Origin of the sequence: Aquirufa lenticrescens (assembly GCF_019916085.1) — a bacterium.
Lineage (GTDB): Bacteria > Bacteroidota > Bacteroidia > Cytophagales > Spirosomataceae > Aquirufa > Aquirufa lenticrescens.
Window position 1 is genome coordinate 1589286 of sequence record NZ_CP049834.1, and the last position, 19793, is coordinate 1609078.

At 42.9% G+C, this 19793-nt stretch carries 23 protein-coding genes; 10 read left to right on the forward strand and 13 right to left on the reverse strand.

The genetic code is table 11. From position 1 onward, the window contains the following. The first annotated feature begins 16 nt into the window (after positions 1–16). The 6 genes from G9X62_RS07190 (at position 17) to G9X62_RS07215 (ending at position 5085) form a co-directional block, all read left to right on the forward strand. Positions 17–2059 carry a tetratricopeptide repeat protein gene (locus G9X62_RS07190; RefSeq protein WP_223130055.1) on the forward strand — a complete coding sequence of 681 codons (2043 nt, stop codon included), beginning with the start codon at positions 17–19 and terminating at the stop codon, positions 2057–2059. A gap of 389 nt (positions 2060–2448) precedes the next feature. Continuing rightward, on the forward strand, positions 2449–2883 hold the full coding sequence (locus tag G9X62_RS07195; protein ID WP_223130056.1) for a hypothetical protein: 435 nt from the start codon (positions 2449–2451) through the stop codon (positions 2881–2883). Positions 2884–2890: 7 nt separating this feature from the next. After that, positions 2891–3625: a glycoside hydrolase family 25 protein gene (locus G9X62_RS07200; RefSeq protein WP_223130057.1), complete on the forward strand. Its 735-nt coding sequence runs from the start codon at positions 2891–2893 to the stop codon at positions 3623–3625. A gap of 149 nt (positions 3626–3774) precedes the next feature. Beyond that, positions 3775–4020: a DUF6364 family protein gene (locus tag G9X62_RS07205; protein WP_223130058.1), complete on the forward strand. Its 246-nt coding sequence runs from the start codon at positions 3775–3777 to the stop codon at positions 4018–4020. 1 nt (position 4021) lies between these two features. Next, positions 4022–4435, forward strand: a complete 414-nt coding sequence (locus G9X62_RS07210; protein ID WP_223130059.1) for a type II toxin-antitoxin system VapC family toxin — start codon at positions 4022–4024, stop codon at positions 4433–4435. A gap of 65 nt (positions 4436–4500) precedes the next feature. Then, positions 4501–5085: a 3-keto-disaccharide hydrolase gene (locus G9X62_RS07215; protein WP_223130060.1), complete on the forward strand. Its 585-nt coding sequence runs from the start codon at positions 4501–4503 to the stop codon at positions 5083–5085. A gap of 51 nt (positions 5086–5136) precedes the next feature. Here G9X62_RS07215 and lpdA read toward each other — a convergent pair whose 3' ends face one another. Further along, positions 5137–6531 carry a dihydrolipoyl dehydrogenase gene (gene lpdA / locus G9X62_RS07220; protein ID WP_223130061.1) on the reverse strand — a complete coding sequence of 465 codons (1395 nt, stop codon included), beginning with the start codon at positions 6529–6531 and terminating at the stop codon, positions 5137–5139. Between the two features lie 81 nt (positions 6532–6612). Between lpdA and prfB the strand changes: the two genes are divergently transcribed. Continuing rightward, positions 6613–7687 (forward strand): peptide chain release factor 2 gene (prfB, locus tag G9X62_RS07225; protein WP_223130062.1). Its coding sequence is split into 2 segments (ribosomal slippage): positions 6613–6672 and positions 6674–7687, totalling 1074 coding nucleotides; the frame shifts between segments, so codons are not numbered across the junction. A 45-nt stretch (positions 7688–7732) separates the two neighbouring features. On the opposite strand, the gene G9X62_RS07230 is transcribed toward prfB, so the two are convergent. The 8 genes from G9X62_RS07230 to G9X62_RS07265 form a co-directional block, all read right to left on the reverse strand. Then, positions 7733–8056 carry a hypothetical protein gene (locus tag G9X62_RS07230; protein WP_223130063.1) on the reverse strand — a complete coding sequence of 108 codons (324 nt, stop codon included), beginning with the start codon at positions 8054–8056 and terminating at the stop codon, positions 7733–7735. Continuing rightward, on the reverse strand, positions 8043–8348 hold the full coding sequence (locus G9X62_RS07235; RefSeq protein ID WP_223130064.1) for a hypothetical protein: 306 nt from the start codon (positions 8346–8348) through the stop codon (positions 8043–8045). The genes G9X62_RS07230 and G9X62_RS07235 overlap by 14 nt, the downstream gene beginning before the upstream one ends. A gap of 3 nt (positions 8349–8351) precedes the next feature. Beyond that, positions 8352–8735, reverse strand: a complete 384-nt coding sequence (locus G9X62_RS07240; RefSeq protein WP_223130065.1) for a TraR/DksA family transcriptional regulator — start codon at positions 8733–8735, stop codon at positions 8352–8354. A 94-nt stretch (positions 8736–8829) separates the two neighbouring features. After that, positions 8830–9387, reverse strand: coding sequence for a nicotinamide riboside transporter PnuC (pnuC, locus tag G9X62_RS07245; protein WP_223130066.1), 558 nt, complete (start codon positions 9385–9387; stop codon positions 8830–8832). Further along, positions 9384–10031 (reverse strand): endonuclease III, encoded by a 648-nt coding sequence (gene nth / locus G9X62_RS07250; protein WP_223130067.1) that lies wholly within the window; start codon positions 10029–10031, stop codon positions 9384–9386. The genes pnuC and nth overlap by 4 nt, the downstream gene beginning before the upstream one ends. Beyond that, complete coding sequence (locus G9X62_RS07255; protein ID WP_223130068.1) at positions 10031–10390, reverse strand: DUF2752 domain-containing protein; 360 nt, start codon at positions 10388–10390, stop codon at positions 10031–10033. The genes nth and G9X62_RS07255 overlap by 1 nt, the downstream gene beginning before the upstream one ends. Then, positions 10390–10728 (reverse strand): TM2 domain-containing protein, encoded by a 339-nt coding sequence (locus G9X62_RS07260; RefSeq protein ID WP_223130069.1) that lies wholly within the window; start codon positions 10726–10728, stop codon positions 10390–10392. The genes G9X62_RS07255 and G9X62_RS07260 overlap by 1 nt, the downstream gene beginning before the upstream one ends. A gap of 240 nt (positions 10729–10968) precedes the next feature. Next, a complete protein-coding gene (locus G9X62_RS07265; protein WP_223130070.1) occupies positions 10969–11568 on the reverse strand; it encodes an RNA polymerase sigma factor in 600 nt (199 codons plus the stop codon). Positions 11569–11760: 192 nt separating this feature from the next. Here G9X62_RS07265 and G9X62_RS07270 point away from each other — a divergent pair, with 192 nt between their 5' ends. Beyond that, positions 11761–12375, forward strand: a complete 615-nt coding sequence (locus G9X62_RS07270) for a hypothetical protein (protein WP_223130071.1) — start codon at positions 11761–11763, stop codon at positions 12373–12375. Positions 12376–12426: 51 nt separating this feature from the next. Here the strand turns inward: G9X62_RS07270 and G9X62_RS07275 are convergent, their stop codons facing one another. From G9X62_RS07275 to G9X62_RS07290, 4 genes are read right to left on the reverse strand one after another with little or no spacing between them, the layout of a single operon-like run. Then, complete coding sequence (locus G9X62_RS07275; RefSeq protein WP_223130072.1) at positions 12427–13143, reverse strand: pyridoxine 5'-phosphate synthase; 717 nt, start codon at positions 13141–13143, stop codon at positions 12427–12429. After that, positions 13143–14135 (reverse strand): aspartate-semialdehyde dehydrogenase, encoded by a 993-nt coding sequence (locus G9X62_RS07280; RefSeq protein ID WP_223130073.1) that lies wholly within the window; start codon positions 14133–14135, stop codon positions 13143–13145. Before G9X62_RS07280 ends, G9X62_RS07275 begins: the two co-directional genes overlap by 1 nt. 10 nt (positions 14136–14145) lie before the next feature. Beyond that, positions 14146–14628 (reverse strand): hypothetical protein, encoded by a 483-nt coding sequence (locus G9X62_RS07285; protein WP_223130074.1) that lies wholly within the window; start codon positions 14626–14628, stop codon positions 14146–14148. A 60-nt stretch (positions 14629–14688) separates the two neighbouring features. After that, a complete protein-coding gene (locus G9X62_RS07290; RefSeq protein ID WP_223130075.1) occupies positions 14689–15225 on the reverse strand; it encodes a 5-formyltetrahydrofolate cyclo-ligase in 537 nt (178 codons plus the stop codon). Positions 15226–15338: 113 nt separating this feature from the next. On the opposite strand from G9X62_RS07290, the gene ileS reads away from it, so the two are divergent. Together ileS and G9X62_RS07300 are read left to right on the forward strand one after the other, a co-directional pair. Beyond that, the gene (ileS, locus tag G9X62_RS07295; protein ID WP_223130076.1) at positions 15339–18725 is read left to right on the forward strand and encodes an isoleucine--tRNA ligase; all 3387 of its coding nucleotides are present in this window, start codon (positions 15339–15341) and stop codon (positions 18723–18725) included. Between the two features lie 4 nt (positions 18726–18729). Next, positions 18730–19788 (forward strand): tetratricopeptide repeat protein, encoded by a 1059-nt coding sequence (locus tag G9X62_RS07300; protein ID WP_223130077.1) that lies wholly within the window; start codon positions 18730–18732, stop codon positions 19786–19788. The last annotated feature ends 5 nt before the right edge of the window (positions 19789–19793 follow it).

The following is a 19793-nucleotide window of genomic DNA, read 5'->3' on the forward strand; positions in this document are numbered from 1 at the left end:
CCCTTTTAACCCCCTCATGAAAAATACCCTACTCATCCTCCTTCTAGCACTAAGCTTCAACACCTTCTCCCAAACCTATAACCTGCAATCCGGGATCAATTATTACGGGGAAGAAAAATACGACGAAGCTTTGGCATTCCTAAAAAAAGAAATCGCCCAAAACCCGAAAGAAGGAAAAGCCTACTATTACCTCGCTTTAATCAACGTGGAAAAAGAGACCTACGCCCAAGGCTTATCCCAGGTCAACTTAGCCATCACACATCTTACTCCCTCGGACACCCTAGTCGCCTACGCCTGGAAATTAAAAGGGGATATCTATTTTCACCTGGATGATTTGGAAAAATTCGAAGCCAGCTATGCCAAAGCCATTGAATTAAACCCCTCAGAAATCTCCATTTACTATGGCCGTGCGTCCGATTACTATGGACTCGAGAAATACGATAAAGCCATCGCAGACTTAAATAAAGTGTTAGAATTAGACGAAGGAAATATCAAAGCTAGAGACTTGATGACAAGCGTGTATATGGCACAAGACAAATATACTGAAGTGATCAAAGTCTCGGACCGGATCATCAAATTAGACCCCGCCTTTGCCTCAGCCTATGACAATCGATCCTATGCAAACTTTAAATTAGGCAAATATGATTTAGCCATCATTGACTCCTACACCGCATTAAGCTTAGACGAAAAAAATTCCCGTATTAGAGGGAATTTCATCACCTTCTCGAAGAAAAATTTCACCCTAGGACTCGCGAAAATTGGCTCATTAATTAAAGAAAATCCCCAAAAGGACATTTGGGTTTACGTTCGCTCTCAACTCTATCGCTATAAAAAGGACTACAAAAATGCCCTAGCTGACTTTACTAGAATATTTGAAATGGTCCCCGATAACTACCGCAGTGCTATTTTAACATCCCGTGCAGAACTATATGGCGAAATGGGATTACACGATAAAGCCATCGCAGATTTCACTGAATCGATTGAATTAGACTCGAGCTCTGCCCTTGATTTTGGGAATAGGGGAGATGAATACCGCCTAATCGGAAATTATGCCGCCGCCATCAAGGATTTTGACAAAGCCATCGAAATGGATCCAGAACAACCTTGGTACTACTACCGCCGCGGATGGGTGAAGGATGAATTTTTGAAAGATCCTGAAGGCGGACTCGAAGACTATACTGCAGGCATTGAAATCGACCGCAATTACGCCTACACCTATTTGCATCGCGGAAGACTGTATGCAAAACACTTTAAAGACACATTACGCGCGAATGCCGATTTTAGGAAAGTAGTGGAATTAGATACCATTGTAGGCTCTGGCGGAAATTCGCGCCACTACGGCTATTTCGAATTAGGCAAATATGATCAAGCCAAAGCTTGGATGACCAAAACCCTCATTCAATTCCCAGAAGAAGGCAATTATTACGATGCTGCTTGCCTGTATTCCTTACTGAAACTTTATCCGCAATCCATCGCCTATTTAGATACCGCCTTTACAAATGGCTACCGTGATTTCGAACACCTAGCGAAAGACGATGATCTAGACAATGTCCGTAATCTTCCAGAATTCAAATCACTCATTACCCGTTGGAAGGCAAAATTTGCCTCCACGAAGCCTATAGGGGTTGCCGGCGAAAAATCAGCCAATATGATCGTGGGTACCTATATTATTCCTTTTAAACCCACCGGTGGAGGAACCTATGAAGTGCAAAGTAAAATCAATGGTTTGCCTTTAAGTATGCTATTCGATACTGGCGCCAGCGATATTTCTATCTCTCAAACAGAGGTTGACTTTATGATCAAAAACGGATTTCTAAGCGATCAGGATTACATAGGAACGGCCACGTATATATTGGCAAATGGCGAGAAAGAAAAGTCGCGTACCATTATGTTAAAACAAGTGGAAATAGGCGGATTGGTATTGAAAAACGTGCGCGCCTCTGTCACTAAAAACCGCACAGCTGGTATGCTTTTTGGCCAAAGTGCTATGAGCCGCTATGGTAAAATCACGATTGATAACCAGAAGAGACAAATTATTTTAACCGGAAATAATAAGTAACATGTTGACCATCCCCTCAAACCACAAAGTTCTCTTTCTAGGCCTAATACCCTTGCTCTCCTTTGCGCTTTGTTATTTCGTTTTCCCTATCATTTTAAAAGATTACTATGGAAACGCATTTCCCCCTTATGTATTATTAGATATGGAAATTGTGTCAAGAAACCTATTTTGGTTATTTCAAACAGCCGTGTTTTTCGTAAATCTATGGGTATTCTCATGGAAGATAAACACCTTTTTGCGCAACTCTTTAATGATTTTCATCTTCTTACTAGGCTGGCTGGCTACAATAGCTGATTTTCGGGCACCTTCTGCAGGGATTGTCTGGGGGACATTCAGTATGTGTGCGATTTATTATGTGTTAGTTCCTGTATTTAAATACTTTCTAAAAAATGATCTCAAAAATTAACTGGAAATTAGTGGGCCTATTTTGCTTGAAGTTATTTCTGTATCTCCTAGTCATTCCCATATCAGCATCTATCTTCCAAACAATTGCCTTTAGTATCGCCTTGCCTTTGCTTTTTAAAGTGAAACATATTACCGGGGGAACTTCCATTGGACTTCAAATTTGGGCAATATTGGCTGTTGTAATATATAGTGCATTATTTTATGTCTATGTATTGATTAACCGCTATATCAAATCAAAACGCCGTCGTCGCTGGATGTTATTTCTCTTTATTTTCATTCCCGCATTATTTGGTGGTGGGCAATTCACGATGGCTTTTTATTGGGCCATTTTGGGTAATTTAATCTACAACGGTTATTACTATGCGATGTATTATGTAGCAGAATATTTTCTTCCCTCTTTTCGCGGACAATTGAAATAAGACTTAAATGAATCCCAAAATGCTACCCTCCATCTTCCTTCTCTTTTTTGCCTGTATGGGTGCTTTAGTTTGGTCTCAGCTCAAAGATAAAAAAGCTGTTAATCCTTGGGCATTAGGCAATGCCTACGAGGTGCGCGGCATAGATTTGTCCCATCATAATGGAAGAATTAAATACGACGAATTAGACTCGCTAGATTTTGTGTTTCTGAAGGTGACAGAGGGAATTACTTTAACGGATAGAGACTTTTCAAAGCACTACTCCGCCTTTCGCGAAAAAGATATCGCCATAGGCGCGTACCATTTTTTCAGATTTGACTTAGACGGTAAATCACAGGCACGACATTTTTTAAACCATTTGGAAGGTAAAGAATTCCAAATTCCCTTAGTAGTAGATGTGGAGCACGAAAACAATCCAAGTGTGCCACGCGAAAAAGTGATTGATCGTCTGCGCGCTTTTGTAAAAGAAGTCAAACGCCAAACCGGTTTGAAGCCCATCATCTACACCAATGGGATTGGCTATTCAGATTTTATCAGTGACGACTTTGACGACCACACCCTTTGGTTAAGCTCGACTAATTCTTGGCGACCAGCCATGATGGACTGCACTTTTTGGCAGTTTAACATTAAGGCAGACTTATCCGCTATTACCCACGATGTCGACCTCAATGTCTTTCGCGGTTCACGCGAGGAATGGGAGGGGTATCTGAAGGAGCATAAGCCGTTTAAGGTATCAAGTAATTGATAATTCTCTCATAATATCATCTCTATTCTTGTAGTTAGCGATCTCATCAGCTACTTTCAAGACAGATTAATTTAATCTTTTAAACGAGCGTCTTTTTGAAAATTATACGTACAAATTAATTATATTTGCACGTATAAAATTTAAAAGCTATGGATGCTAAACTAACTTTAAAGCTAGATCAAGACATAATTGAGCAAGCAAAAAACTATGCTAAAATGAAAAATACAAGTCTTTCTCAGCTAATTGAGTCTTATCTAGGGATGTTAGTGGAGCCTCGACCTATTCACGAGGTCACCCCCTTTGTCAAAAGTTTATCAGGAATAGTCAATCTTCCTGAGAATTTTGATTCAAAAGAGGCATACAAAAAATACATACAAGACAAATATTCGAAATAGTATGACGAACGTATTTGTTGACTCGGATGTATGTATCGACCTCTTGTCTGGGCGGCAACCCTTTGCTAAACCGGCAGAAATTTTATTTTCACTTGCCGATTTAGGTAAGATAAAGTTACATGTATCCTCTCTTACTTTCTCCAATATTGATTATGTCTTAAGGTCTCAATATTCAAGTAGTCAGTCTCGACTCACTTTGTTGAAATTTAAAACACTTGTTCATGTTTTGCCGGTTGATAGCAAGACCATTGATTTAGCCATAGCCTCTGATTTTATTGATTTTGAAGACGCGATACAATATTGTTGTGCCTTGGATAATCACCTAACAATCATCGTGACTAGAAATTTGAAGGACTTTAAAAAGGCAAACATCCAGGTAGTAAATCCCGAAACATTTATCGCATTAGAATTATAATTTACCTTTCATTTTTAAACTTTTAAGTTAATATTTACCTCCATAAATTAAACCTATAAGTTAACATGAAAAACCTCTTCATTCTTCTACTCTTATTAAATTTCTCCGCCCGCGCCCAATGGGTCGAACTATTCAATGGCCGCGACTTAACAGGCTGGAAAGCCAGCGAAAATCCGAATTCGTTTCAAGTAAAGGACGGCGAATTACGCATCGAAGGCCCTCGCGGGCACCTGTTCTATGATGGATCAGTAGGAGATCATTCCTTTAAAAACTTTGAAGTAAAAGCTCTCATTAAAACGTATCAAGGTGCGAACTCCGGTTTATATGTTTGCACGGCATTTCAACCCAGCGACTGGCCATCCCAAGGCCACGAAATACAAGTCAACAATTCCCACACGGATTGGCGCAGAACGGCGAGTCTCTATGGCATTATCGACACGGCAGAAAAATTAGTGCACGACGAAGAATGGTTTGAATTATACGTAAAAGTGGAAGGGAAACACATCACTACGAAGATCAATGGTAGAACAGTAGTCGAATACGATGAACCAGCAGACAAGAAAAGAATTCAACCCGGAACCATCGCCATTCAGGCACACGATCCGAAGAGCAGGATTGCTTATAAAAGTGTTCAGGTAAAATTGAACTAAAAAAAAGAGGAGCCTTTTGAGCTCCTCTTTCTTTTTAAGTCAATCTGAAGATTACAAATCTACTGCTTCTCCATACGCCGCTTCTGTCGCGCCTTTGAAGGCTTCTGACATCGTCGGGTGAGGGTGAACCGTTTTCATAATCTCGTAAGCCGTGCTTTCTAACTTGCGAACCACCACCGCCTCAGCGATCAATTCCGTTACGTTGTAACCGATCATGTGCGCGCCTAATAATTCACCGTATTTGGCATCATAAATAACTTTCACGAAACCATCACGAGCACCTGCTGCCGTAGCTTTTCCAGAAGCCACGAATGGGAATTTACCCACTTTGATATCGTAGCCAGCCTCTTTTGCTTTTTTCTCTGTCATACCAACTGACGCGATTTCTGGTGAGCAATACGTACAGCCTGGGATGTTTGTGTAGTCCAAAGCTTCGGTCTTGTGACCAGCCATTTTCTCTGCACAAATAATCGCTTCTGCTGAGGCAACGTGTGCCAAAGCCGGACCCGGAGTCACATCGCCAATCGCGAAATAACCAGGGATATTCGTTTCGTACCAAGCATTCACCGGGATACGACCTTTGTCTACAATAATGCCTACTTCTTCTAAACCGATGTTCTCTAAATTACAGATCACACCCGCCGCTGAAAGAACGATATCGCATTGGATTTCTTGGTTACCCGTCGGCGTTTTGATGCTCACTTTGCAACCTTTTCCTTTCGTATCCACTGACTCCACGCTCGAAGACGTCAAGATGTCGATACCCATTTTCTTGTATTGCTTCGCTAATTCTTTGGAAACATCTTCGTCCTCTACAGGAACGATGTTTGGCATGAATTCTACGATCGTTACTTTCGTCCCCATCGCTGCGTAAACGTACGCAAATTCAACGCCGATAGCTCCTGAACCGATTACGACCATTGAATCTGGACGTTTCTCTAAGCTCATCGCCTTGCGGTATTCGATCACCTTTTCGCCATCGATAGGCACATTAGGCAATGCACGAGCGCGAGCACCCGTAGCAATCATGATATTTTTTCCTTCGTAAACGGTTTTCTTGCCGTCTGCATCAGTTACTTCGACTTTCTTACCAGGTTGGATTTTACCAAAACCCATAATCACGTCAATCTTATTTTTCTTCATCAAAAACTGAACGCCTTTGCTCATGCTATCTGCCACGCCACGAGAACGGGAAATAACTGCAGAGAAATCTGCTTCAGCACCTTTTACGGTAATTCCGTAATCAGCAGCGTGCTTGATGTATTCGAAAACTTGGGCAGATTTCAAAAGGGCTTTAGTAGGAATACATCCCCAGTTTAGGCAAATACCACCTAAGGATTCTTTCTCTACAATTGCACATTTTAAACCTAATTGAGAAGCTCGGATAGCTGCTACATAACCCCCTGGGCCTGAGCCTACCACGATCAAATCGTATTGTTGCGCCATTTTATTGCTTGATTTAAATGAATGAGGCCGCAATTTAGCACAAAATCGGGTATATTTGCACTTTATTAAGTAGAAAAACACATGACTAGAGACAGGTTCAATGACCTGAAAGCCAGAATAGAGGCTTTAAGGAGGTATCTTTGACTACGATCACAAGAAATATTTAATCTCTGAACTAGAGACGGTCACCTTGGATCCCGAATTTTGGAACAATCCTGACAAAGCCGAAGGCACGATGCGCGAAATGCGCGGGCTGAAGTTTTGGACGGATGGATTCGATAAACTCGCGAATACGCAAGGTGATTTAGAAACCATCTGGGAATTTTACGAAATGGGTGAAGCCACCGAGGCGGAAGTGGATGCAGAAGGCGAAAAGCTGGAGGCAAACCTGGAGGCTTTGGAATTCCGCAAAATGATGTCGGACGAAGGCGACAACATGAGCGCCGTATTAGAAATCAACGCCGGTGCTGGTGGAACCGAATCCCAAGACTGGGCCGCCATGTTATTGCGCATGTACCACATGTGGGCAGAAAAGAACGGCTTCAAAGTGCGTTTAGTGGATGAAAACCCTGGGGACGTAGCTGGAATCAAATCCGTGACCATCGAAGTTGACGGAGAATTTGCTTATGGTAATTTAAAATCAGAAAATGGAGTTCACCGCCTCGTGCGTATTTCTCCTTTTGACTCGAATGCACGCCGACATACCTCTTTTGCGTCTGTTTATATCTGCCCTTTGGCAGATGATACCATCGAAATTGAAATCAATCCAGCCGACATTGAATGGGATACCTTCCGTTCAGGTGGTGCTGGGGGCCAAAACGTGAACAAAGTGGAAACCGCCGTTCGTTTGACCCACAAACCTTCCGGAATTATTATCGCTTGCCAACAGGAGCGTTCACAATTAATGAACAAAGAGGTGGCATTACGCTTATTGAAGTCCAAATTATACCAAATCGAAATCGATAAACGCAACGCTGCTCGTGCCGAAGTGGAGGCAGGCAAGAAGAAAATCGAGTGGGGTTCGCAGATCCGTTCCTATGTATTAGATGATCGCCGCGTGAAAGATCACCGCACGAATTACCAAACATCGAATACCGATGCGGTCTTAGACGGGGAGATCAACGAGTTTATTAAGGCGTATTTGATGGAGAACTAGTAGTCAGTATCCAGTAGTCAGTAGACAGTGGACAGTAGTCAGTAATCAGGGGTTGACGGTGGAATCTTCCACTGTTACCGCGGTTTCGGTTTCCTCTTCTAATGACGCTAGGTAATCTAGTAATAAGTCTTTAGCATAAGAAAGTGCAAGCGCCAGGGCGTAAGATTTAATGGCATCGCTAACAAAAGAGCCTTTCTTCTTCGAGCCAGAGAACATGGAATAAAGCAAATATCCTCCCGCTACAATGCCTCCAGCTATCAGCATCTGATTGCCTATTTTTTTGTATTCAGTAACTGTCTCAGTTAATTGCTCTTGAATCTCTGCCGCTTGGCTTTCTAATTCAGCTCTCTTTTCTTTATTCTGACTCATTGTTCGTAGGCTTTAGGGATAAGAAAAGAAATAGGCTGGCTACACCGATGATGGCAGCCACAATGAAATAACCGATGAAGCGACTTTCTAATGCCTCGTTTATCCATTCTGATCCTCCCAAAAGAAGGAAAAATAGGGTTATCCCGAAACCTGTCGCGACAAGGAAAAGTTTGAAAATCCGGATAAAGATTTCTTCTAGTTTTTCCTGAATATCTAACTTGATTATCTCAAATTGAGTTTTGAGATAGTCTGTTATTAATTCAACTAGGCGATTGTTTTCGAAAAAACCCATGGTTTATTTTTGCTTTAACTTCGCTTCAATCGAGTGTTGTGTGTGCGGTACTAGACGCAAACGTTCTTTGGAAATTAACTTGCCTGAATCAATACAAACTCCGTATGTCCCATTCTTTATGCGCATTAAGGCATTTTCCAGGTTCTTAGCGAACTTTTGCTGACGAACAGCTAATTGATTTAAGTTTTCTTTCTCCGCGGTGTCAGCACCATCTTCCATCACTTTCGAGTTTCCGGAAGTTGCGTCTGTCCCTGTGTCGTTTTTCTTGCTTAATGATTCTCTTAAATACTTTAATTCAGCATTCGTATCATCTAATTTAGCACGGATAATTTCTTCAAACTCTTTTAATTCTTCGGCAGAGTATCTTTGTTTTTCTTCGTTTGCCATAAATCTATCTAAATTGTAGTCTTTTACCTTTATACAAATATAAAAAGGCTAAGCTTAATAAGGTAATGATTCGGATAAAATCTGTGACAAATTTTTAGTCTCTGTCTTTCAGGGGCTTAAGCCAATCTATATAGCCTTTTAGGGCCAAAACTATAAATACTCCGTAGAGCGCAGCCGTCCCATATAAGCCTTTGTTTAAGTACATGCCTACGTAAACGATGTCCACTCCAATCCAGACAATCCAGTTTTCGATTTTGCGTCTTGTTGCCAGCCAAGTCCCCAAAATACTTAGGCCGGTTAGGGTAGCATCTAGAAAGGGAAAACTCACAGAAGGGAAATACTGCAGATGCAAAAAGCCAGATCCTGCGCCGAAAAGCAAAGCCACCACTAATCCTACCAATAAGGCTTGTAGGTTCGATTTCTCTGGCATCCAATTTTGCTCCGAACGCGACCAAGTCCACCAGCCATAAAGGGCCATTAGGATGAAGAAGCCCTGTAATTCCATATCGGAATACAGACCATTTTGATAAAAAACGTACCCGTAAAGGCCTGAGGCAATGATGTTGCACGCCCAAGCCAGACTTTTCTTCGCCATACTGAGAAGTACGCCACTTAAAGAAGCGATGATGGCTAAAATTTCGACAGCGCTCATTTCTTCTGGTTTTTCTCGTAAAAGGCGCAGAAATGGGTGATATCGCATTTCGTACACTGTGGAGTTCTAGCTAAACAAACATAGCGACCATGCAAAATCAACCAATGGTGAGCCGCCGCGATCACTTCGTCTGGCAAATTTTTAATCAAAGCCATCTCCACTTTCAAAGGGGTGTTAGCTGTCTTAGGGACTAATCCCAGTCGCTGAGATACCCGAAAAACGTGGGTGTCCACCGCCATCGCGGGTTGGTTGTAGATGACGGAGGCAATGACGTTCGCGGTTTTTCTGCCTACGCCGGGTAAACTTTGCAAGTCTTCCATCGTTTCAGGTACTTCGCCGGCGAATTGGTCGGTAATTTTTTGGCCTAAACCTAGGAGGTGTTTTGCCTTATTATTCGGATAAGAAACTGAGCGGATGTAAGAGAAAATCTCTTCTACGCTCGAATCTGCGAGGGATTTAGCGTCAGGAAAACGTTTGAATAGGGCAGGAGTGACTTGGTTGATGCGTTTATCCGTGCATTGAGCAGAAAGAACGACCGCGACTAATAATTCAAAAGGGTTCGAATAATGTAATTCGGTTTCCGCCTCGGGAAAACGAGTGGAAAAATGTTCTACAAACGCCTTAAATCGTTCCTTCTTTACCATTATAAGCCTTTATATATCGTCCAAAACCAATTTAAAACTACCAAACCTATCAAAAAAGCGGCGACCATGGGCTGGCGACACTTTTTCTCCACCCAAAGATACAGTCTAAATACGCGATCGCCACGCGTCAATAGGTCTAAAATAACAATAATCGGCAATAACATGGCTGCACCTACGATGATTCCAAGAGGGTTTCCATGGTTGAAATCCCCTACTATAAAGCGCGTCGTTCCGCAAGCGGGACATGGAATGCCTGTGAGGGTTTTGAAGAAACAAGTAAACTCAAATCCGGTCCAAAGGTACAAATAGCCGGTAAGGCAAGCGAGTAAAATCGTAAAATAGAGCTTATTGCGGCTCATTAGGCAAGGTAAGGTTGCATTCGCTTGAAATTTCGATCACGTGTAGCATCCATGATTAAAAACCAATCGACGACTGTCCAAACTCCTAATCCACCACATGTAAGCAGTTTTGCAATCCCAAGACCAGTGTCACCAATCAAAAACCGATCAATTCCAAAATGGCCACCCACGATGGAAACGATCAATGAAACGGTTGGGTCTTTTAAGTTGACATTTAGTAACATACCCCAGTTGGAATCATCCAATGCGAGTAATTTTTCTCTAATGAATGACAAATGATGCGTTTCGAAACTCTTCGCATGAGTCATGATGAATAAGTCAACTTTAGCTGCGTCCATAGGATTTGATTTTTTTTAAAATTAGCGAGATTTTTCGAATAAAAAAGCCCCTAGTGCGCTAGGGGCTTTTTGCTTTTTCGAGCATGCTCGATAATTTTTTCTAAACTCCTTTCGGAGGGCTCAGTATAAGCCGAGTTCAGCAAGTTCTGGACCTGTTTTAAACGAGCAAGCTCTTGCTTCTCGTCTTCATTTAATGTTTGCTGGAACCCTATTTCAGGTTCATAAAGGTGTTTAATCAGGTCATTCGGGGTAGAGTTTTTTGTCATAGGCAAGGTTTTGTTTCTCTAACATTTTTCGCAGGTTAATGAGCGCATAACGCATGCGCCCTAGTGCGGTATTGATACTAACGTTGGTTAAATCGGCAATTTCTTGGAAGCTCAATTCTTCATAATGACGCATGACAAGCACTTCGCGCTGCTCAATGGGAAGTTTTTTTATCAAGTCCCTGATATTAACGATCAAATCTTCTTTTAATTGTTTATCCTCCGAACTTTCTTCTGCAAATTGAAAACTGTTCCACAAAGGCGAGCCATCGTCTAACACAATTTTGGGATAACGCTTCTCCTTTCGGAAGTGATCAATCGCCATATTGTGTGCAATGCGTACGATCCAAGGAAGGAATTTCCCCTCTTCGTTATACTTGCCTTGGTTGATGACGTCCAAAGCTTTGATATAGGTTTCTTGTAAAAGATCTTCCGCGATGTAGCGGTCCTTTACAATTAAATAAATAGTCGTGTATACTTTTGATTTACTACGATTTAGTAGCGTTTCGAATGCCTTAGAATCACCTTGTATGTAGGCAGAAATTAACGCTGCATCATTAACGGGTATTTTGCTCATAAAAAAGTAAAATGGTTAATGTAGAGGTTTATCTCATGCAGTAGGGTCTAAATGGGCGAATTGATTGTGACGCAATATGATAGAAATCTTTTTTACATCCAAAATTTTAATCGATTTTGAATAAAATTGAGTGACAAAATTTGGAAGCTCATTTTAATCCTTAATTTTGGATTCCTAAACTTTAAAGAAAAAATGAAAAATCTACGTTCTGTTGTGTCAGCTTTGGCCCTGACTTGTTTGGCCTTCGTTTCTAATGCTCAAAAAGCCGCTGATTATGCTGGTGAATACACCATGAGCGATAATCCTTACGTGAAAGTCTTGAAATTAGCAGACAAAGAAGGTAAGTTAATTATGTCCGCAGAAGGTTTTCCTGATACAGAATTAACGGCTGGTTCTAAGCCTGATGCCTTTGTATTAGGTGGAATGGGTGGCGATATCACTTTTACACGTGAAGGTGGTGCGGTAACTAAATTGAAAATTGAAGCCCAAGGTCAAACATTAGAAGGTGTAAAAGCAGGCGCTGCGGCAACTGGAGCATCTGAATATGCAGCGACTTTCAAAATGGCTGATAACGAATACGTGAAGAAAATGATTGTCGTTTCTAAAGATGGCAAATTATTGATCTCGTCTGATTCGAATCCATCTGAAGGAGCGGTTTTAACACCGGCATCTACACCAGATACGTTTGCTGCTACTTTGCAAGGTTATGAGGCGGAAATTACGTTTGGCCGTGCGGCTGGAAAAGTAAAAACCATCAAATTATCTGTAGCTGGTGGTGCAGTCGTATTAACTGGAGATGTAGAGTAATTTATTCTCCATTCATAAAAAAGGGCTTCGTTATGTAACGAAGCCCTTTTTTTATTTCAATTGTCTGCGGTAGAGTTGAATCGTATTCTCTAAGCCGTAATACAAGGCATCACAAATGAGTGCATGTCCGATGGAGACTTCGTCCAGTGGATTTACGTTTGCCTGGAAAAAGGCTAGATTCTCTAAACTTAAATCGTGGCCTGCATTAATGCCTAATCCTATTTGGTGGGCTTTAAAGGCTGCTTTTCTGTAAGCTGCAACGGCTTGCGTTGGATTGTTAGGAAAATCATTCGCATACGGTTCCGTATATAATTCGATGCGATCTGTGCCTGTCGTTGCAGCGGCCTCAACCATTTCCAAAACTGGGTCCACGAAAATGGAAGTGCGGATGCCGGCTTCCTTAAACGGCGCTATCAATCGTTTCAATAACTCTTGGTGTTGAATGGTGTCCCAGCCGTGGTTGGAGGTGATTTGGCCTAAAGCATCAGGAACTAAGGTCACTTGCTCCGGTTTAACCGCTAAAACCAATTCCACAAAAGAGGCTTCCATCGGATTTCCTTCTATGTTAAACTCCGTCGTCACCGCTTCTTTCAAGGCGTACACATCTGCATAGCGAATATGACGTTCATCTGGACGCGGATGCACCGTAATACCCTGTGCGCCAAAACGTTCGCAATCCAACGCCACCTGGATCAGATCCGGGTTATTACCACCTCGCGAGTTACGCAAGGTGGCAATTTTATTAATATTGACGCTGAGTCTAGTCATTAGATCAAATGGTGTGCCGCTAGGTATTCTGCGATCTGAACTGCATTCGTAGCCGCTCCTTTACGCAAGTTATCAGCAACGATCCAAAGATTCAAGGAGTTCTTTTGAGATTCATCGCGGCGAATACGTCCTACAAAAACCTCGTCTTTTCCGTGTGCCGTGATTGGCATCGGATACAATAAGTTTTTCGGGTCGTCTTGAACGATAATTCCCTCTTCTTTTTCTAAGATAGCACGAACTTCAGCTAAATCGAAATCGTTTTCGAACTCGATGTTTACTGCTTCTGAGTGTCCACCGATCGTAGGGATACGAACCGTTGTAGCTGTCACCTTGATGGAGTCGTCCATCATGATTTTGTTCGTTTCTAATATCATCTTCATCTCCTCTTTCGTGTAGCCATTATCTTGGAAAACATCGATGTGAGGAAGAACGTTCAAGTCAATTTTATGTGGATACACTTTCGCATAATCCGTTTTTCCAGCGCGCTCATCGAATAATTGATCGACCGCCGCTTTTCCTGTTCCCGTTACGGATTGGTAAGTGGAAACGACCACACGCTTGATTTTGTATTTTTTGTGCAAAGGATTTAACACGACTACCATTTGGATGGTCGAGCAATTCGGGTTTGCAATAATTTTATCTGCTGGAGTTAATGTGCTCGCATTGATTTCAGGGACGACTAATTTCTTAGTAGGGTCCATACGCCAAGCGGAGGAGTTATCCACTACGGTGATGCCGGCCGCCGCAAATTGCGGAGCTATCTCTAATGAACTGCTTCCACCTGCAGAGAAAATGGCCACGTTTGGTTTCATCGAAATCGCTGTTTCGTAACCTACCACCGTGAAGTCTTGGCCTTTAAAATTCACCTTTTTACCGATCGAACGCTCGGATGCTACCGGGATTAACTCCGTAACAGGAAAATTTCTTTCCGCTAATACTTTCAAAATTTCTCCGCCTACTAGTCCAGTGGCGCCTACAACTGCAACTTTCATTCTATTTATTTTATAATGGATATGTGATTCCTACTGATACTCCTGTTTGCCCCGAGGAGCTTAATTTTAGGCCCATTTGAGCCTTACTTAATTCATTATATCGTTTTAACGCTTTGTTGAAGTGTCTATTACTAACGGTTCCAATGTAGACGTTTGCTAAGGCCACGCCGCCCACCGCTGACCAGTAAAAGCCTTCTGATATGCTTCCTTTACTCAAATAAGTAGAAAAAGCGAACACAGTGGAGAAACCGGCTAACCAGCTAGAAAGTTTACGTTGACGTTTGAATTTCAAGAATTCGACGTTGACTTCTGGGTCTCTGGCCTCCATTAAAGGTATTTGTAAGGCCAAAGGATGGTCAACCAATTGCCTGTCATACATAAATCTCCTCGTCCAAATTCCTTGCACTTCTTCGATCGGGAGTAATTTCTTCTCCTGCGCCATAGCGCCGCTAAAGGCGAGTAGAAAAAAGAAAAGTAAGCTCCTGATTTTCAAAGCAAAGCTGGGATTTTAGCCTACAAAATTAGGGCTTAAAATGGGGAAACGAAAGGAAAATTAGCGAAAATCGTACAATTTCGCCGGGCAAATCGCAATATCCAAAGGAATGTCGTGGCTTTCCACCTCCTCAATCAGGTCCACAGGATCGAAAAGACTGATGCCTATTTTTAGGCAATCTGGCCTGCAATTCAAAAGGTATCGATCATAAAAGCCTTTCCCATAGCCCACCCGGTTGCCTTTTAAATCAAAGGCTAAAAGTGGTAAGAGAATGATATCGAAATCGGTCGGTTTTACTACTGCGCCACCCACTGGTTCCGGAATGCCCCAAGCCGAGTTAGCGAACGTTTTCGAAAACGCCATCTCCATCGAACCTTCCGTGGCTGAAATAACACGTGGAAAAGCGAATTTGCCTTCGAGTGAATCTAAACTAATTTCATTTCGGTGGGGGATGGCTTTGAAACTGGCGATGGTTTTGCCGGGAATCAATAAAGGAGTCAAGGTTTCGATGACGCGCTGGGAGCGCTCACGGAATTCTTTTTCTCCCAGTTGTGTGCGCTGCGCCAACACTATTTTTCGAATCTCGGCCTTCTTCATATTCAAACCTAGTTAATTGCGTTCGGAATACAAATCTTCACGTGAGATGTTCCGTATAATTTTGTATTTTTGCCTCAATTTTGCCAATTTTTTCATTTTAACCCCACACGTCTGTGAGCTTTAAGGAATACAAAAATTTAGATTACGCCGCTTTGGCAGATGAAATTCTAGATTTCTGGAACGCGAATAACATCTTTGAAAAATCTATCTCCACTAGAGAGGGACAGCCTACGTTTACGTTTTTTGAAGGACCTCCTTCTGCGAACGGAACACCGGGGATTCACCACGTGATGGCGCGGGCGATTAAGGATATTTTTTGCCGGTATCAAACCCTAAAAGGGAAACAGGTAAAGCGCAAAGGGGGCTGGGATACCCACGGTTTGCCAGTGGAATTGCAGGTGGAGAAAGAATTAGGCATTACAAAAGAAGATATTGGCAAGACGATTTCGGTCGAAGAATATAACAAGAAATGCCGCGAGACGGTGATGAAATTCACTGATCAATGGAATAGTTTGACGGAGAAAATGGGTTACTGGGTGGATCTTGAAAACCCCTATGTGACCTACCAGGCGAACTATATTGAGAGCGTTTGGAACTTATTGAAGCGTTTATACGATCAAGGTTTATTATACAAAGGCTACACGATTCAACCGTATTCGCCAGCGGCGGGAACGGGTCTTTCGTCCCACGAATTGAACCAGCCGGGTTGCTACCGCGATGTGAAGGATACGTCCTTGACGGCGCAATTTAAGGCGATCAAGAACGCGAAATCCGAGTTTTTATTTGAGGCGTCAGGCGATGCGCCAGTCTATTTATTAGCTTGGACGACTACGCCTTGGACCTTGCCATCTAACACTGCTTTGACGGCTGGAAAGAATATTTCCTACGTGTTAGTGAAGACTTTTAATCCGTACACCTACGTGCCGGTTTATGTGGTGTTGGCCAAAGACTTAGTCAAAAACTACTTCCAATCAGCCGCTGAAAACAGCGACTTTGCGGCTTACGAAGCAGCAGAGAAAAAGCCGCAGGCAATTCCATACGAGATCGTTGCAACTTGCAAAGGATCTGATTTAGAAGGAGTAGAATACGAGCAATTGATGCCGTATGTACAGCCATCGGCGCCAGCGTTCCGTGTGATTTTAGGAGATTTTGTGACGACAGAAGATGGAACGGGCATGGTGCATACCGCACCGACTTTTGGAGCAGATGACTTTAGAGTGGCTGCCCAAAACAACATTCCAGCGCTTTTAATTACCGACGAAAACGGCAAAGAAGTGCCATTAGTAAATCGCCAAGGCCGTTTTGTGGCTCAGGTGACGGACTATGCTTTGGAACCCGTAAAAGAAGCTTACTTAACGGACGAAGAGAAAGAAGCAGAGCGCGTGAAGCAAGGCCGCGACAAATATTTGTCAGTGGATGAGCGCATCGCGATACAGTTAAAGACCGAAAATAAAGCCTTTAACGTACAGAAATTTGATCACCCGTATCCACATTGCTGGAGAACGGACAAGCCGGTCTTGTATTATCCATTGGATTCCTGGTTCATCAAGACGACGGCGGTAAAAGATAAATTAATCGCCTTAAATAAGACGATTCAGTGGAAACCGGAGTCGACTGGAACGGGTCGTTTCGGGAACTGGTTAGAGAATTTAGTGGACTGGAATTTATCCCGTTCTCGCTATTGGGGAACGCCTTTACCTATTTGGCGGACGGAAGATGGTTCGGAGGAAATCTGTATCGGTTCTTTAGAGCAATTGAAAACGGAAATTGAGAAGGCGCAGGCTTCTGGGACTTTAACCTCGACGCAATCAGCAGGTAACGCAGCTTTTTTAAAGGCTTTAGCGGCTGGAGAGGCAGACTTGCACCGCCCATTTGTGGATGAGGTATTCTTGCTTTCAGCGACAGGAAATGTTTTAACAAGGGAATTGGATTTGATCGACGTTTGGTTCGATTCAGGTGCGATGCCGTTTGCGCAATGGCACTATCCATTCGAAAATCAAGACGTATTTAAGCAGAGTTATCCGGCGGATTTCATTTCGGAAGGAGTGGATCAAACGCGTGGTTGGTTCTTTACACTGCATGCGATTTCGAGTATGGTGGAAGATTCTGTGGCGTTCAAGAATGTCGTTTCGACTGGATTGGTTTTGGACAAAAACGGAAACAAGATGTCCAAACGCCTAGGCAACGCCATCGATCCATTCGAGACCTTGAAAGCCTACGGTGCGGATCCAACGCGCTGGTACATGATCACGAATGCGCAGCCTTGGGATAACTTGAAATTTGATTTAGCTGGGATTACGGAGGTGCGCAACAAGTTCTTTGGCACACTGACGAATACCTATAACTTCTTTGCTCTTTATGCTAATCTCGATGGATTCGTTCCGGCGGGCATTAAAGAAGAGGACTTAACAGAATTAGATCGTTGGATTCTATCTAAATTAATGAATTTGATCGCGGAGGTCGATGAGGCTTTTGAGACGTATGAGCCTACGAAAGCAGGTCGCGCGATTCAAGATTTCGTCTGTGATCACTTATCTAACTGGTATGTTCGTTTGTCACGCCGTCGCTTCTGGAATCCGGAAACGGCGAATCAGGCGATCAACGCGGATAAACAAGCGGCTTACGAGACTTTATACCATTGTTTAGAGACGGTGGCACAATTAATGTCGCCGATCGCGCCGTTCTATGGTGAGTGGTTATACAAGAATTTGACGGGTAAAGAATCGGTTCACTTGACGCATTTTGCCAAAGTAAACCCAAGCCTACAAAACCCAGCATTAGAAACGTCGATGGAATTAGCGCAAGGTATTTGTTCGCTGGTTCACTCGATTCGCAAGGTGCACCGCTTAAAAGTGCGTCAGCCCTTAGCGCAGGTATTAGTGCCGGTATTGCAAGAGTCGGTAAGAGACCAAATCCGTCGCGTGGAAGACCTGATTAAATCAGAGGTGAACGTGAAGGAAGTCAATTATTTGAATGACGCTTCTGGGGTATTGAACAAGAAAGTGAAGCCTAATTTCAAGGCTTTAGGTCCTAAGTTTGGAAAAGATATGAAAGTGGTCGCGGAGGCCATCACGGGAATGTCATCGGACGATTTAGCAGCAATCGAGTCAGCTGGATCTGCGAAGATTCAAGGATTTGAGATCGCAATAGCGGACATTGAAATCTTGACGGAAGATATGCCGGGTTATTTGACGGCGAGTGAGGGTGGATTGACAATCGCGTTAGATAATACGTTAACGCCAGAATTAGTTCGTGAAGGGAATGCACGTGAATTCGTGAACCGTATTCAAAACCTACGTAAAGATTCTGGTTTCGATGTGACGGACAAAATAAATATCCAAGTTCAGCGTTCGGACGAAGAATGGACGGCCAGCTTGAATGAATTCAAAGCCTATATCTCACAAGAGGTACAAGCCTTGAGTTTGGAATGGGTGGATTCGGCTTCGACTGAACTTACTTTTGAGGAGTCTAATTTGTTCGTGAATGTCACGGTAGCCTAAAAAGATGCGAAAACTCACTTATTTGATTTTACTTTTAGGTGGGTTTTTTTCTGTGGCTGCGCAGTCTGAAGAACTCATGGTGGACGGCATGCGCGCCTACATGAGGGAGGATTTTGGTGAGGCGATCTTGGTTTTCGAGAAACTCGCTAAAGTACAGACGCAGGAGCCGGCGGTCTTTTATTATTTGGCCAAAAGCTATCTTGCCGACAAACAACTCACCTCAGCAAGAACTAACGCAGAGAAAGCACACATCTTATCGCCTTATTCCTTCGATTATGGCCTTTTATACGGAGACCTTCTTTTAGCGAACAAGGAATACAAAAAGGCATTAGCCTGTTTCGAAAATCTGCTAGCCTACGATGATCACCGCTTTGATAACGAGCCTGATATGATTCGGGTAAAGCAATTTGTCTTTTTGTCGAAAGGCGATGAGGCGAAAGAGCTGGCCGATAAAAATGCTTATTATCTACAAGCGGCGAATCTAGGACCTGTTCAAGAGGAACTTTGGGTTCGAATTATCCAATTAGATTGGGAATTAAATCGAAAAGAGGCGGTGGTGGAACACGCCCTGGAAGCATTGGAAAATTACCCTCGCATGGCGCCATGGTGTTATCCGATTTTAGGGGATGCCTATCAGGCTTTAGGGAATAATTCTGCGTCGGATGCAGCCTTTGATAAGGCTTTGGAGGCGAATCCGAAGGATGATCACGTGCTGAACAATTACAGTTATTTCTTGTCGATCCGTAAAGAAAAATTAGCGTTAGCAGATTCTCTTTCCGCTCGATTAGTAGCAGATCATCCGAAAAATGGCACCTATTTAGATACCCGGGCATGGGTATTGTTCGAACTAAAACGCTATTCAGAGGCTCGAGTGGCGATGGAGGCCGCTCTAAAAGACAAGGAAAATGCATCTGCTACCTTGTGGGAACATTATGGCGACGTGCTTTTTCGATTGAAATTAGTGGATAAAGCGATGGAGGCTTGGAAAGAAGCGCTTCGCTTAGATCCGGCTCGCGAATCTGTAGATAAAAAGATTCGATTGCGTCAAATTCCCGAAAATTGAGCTAT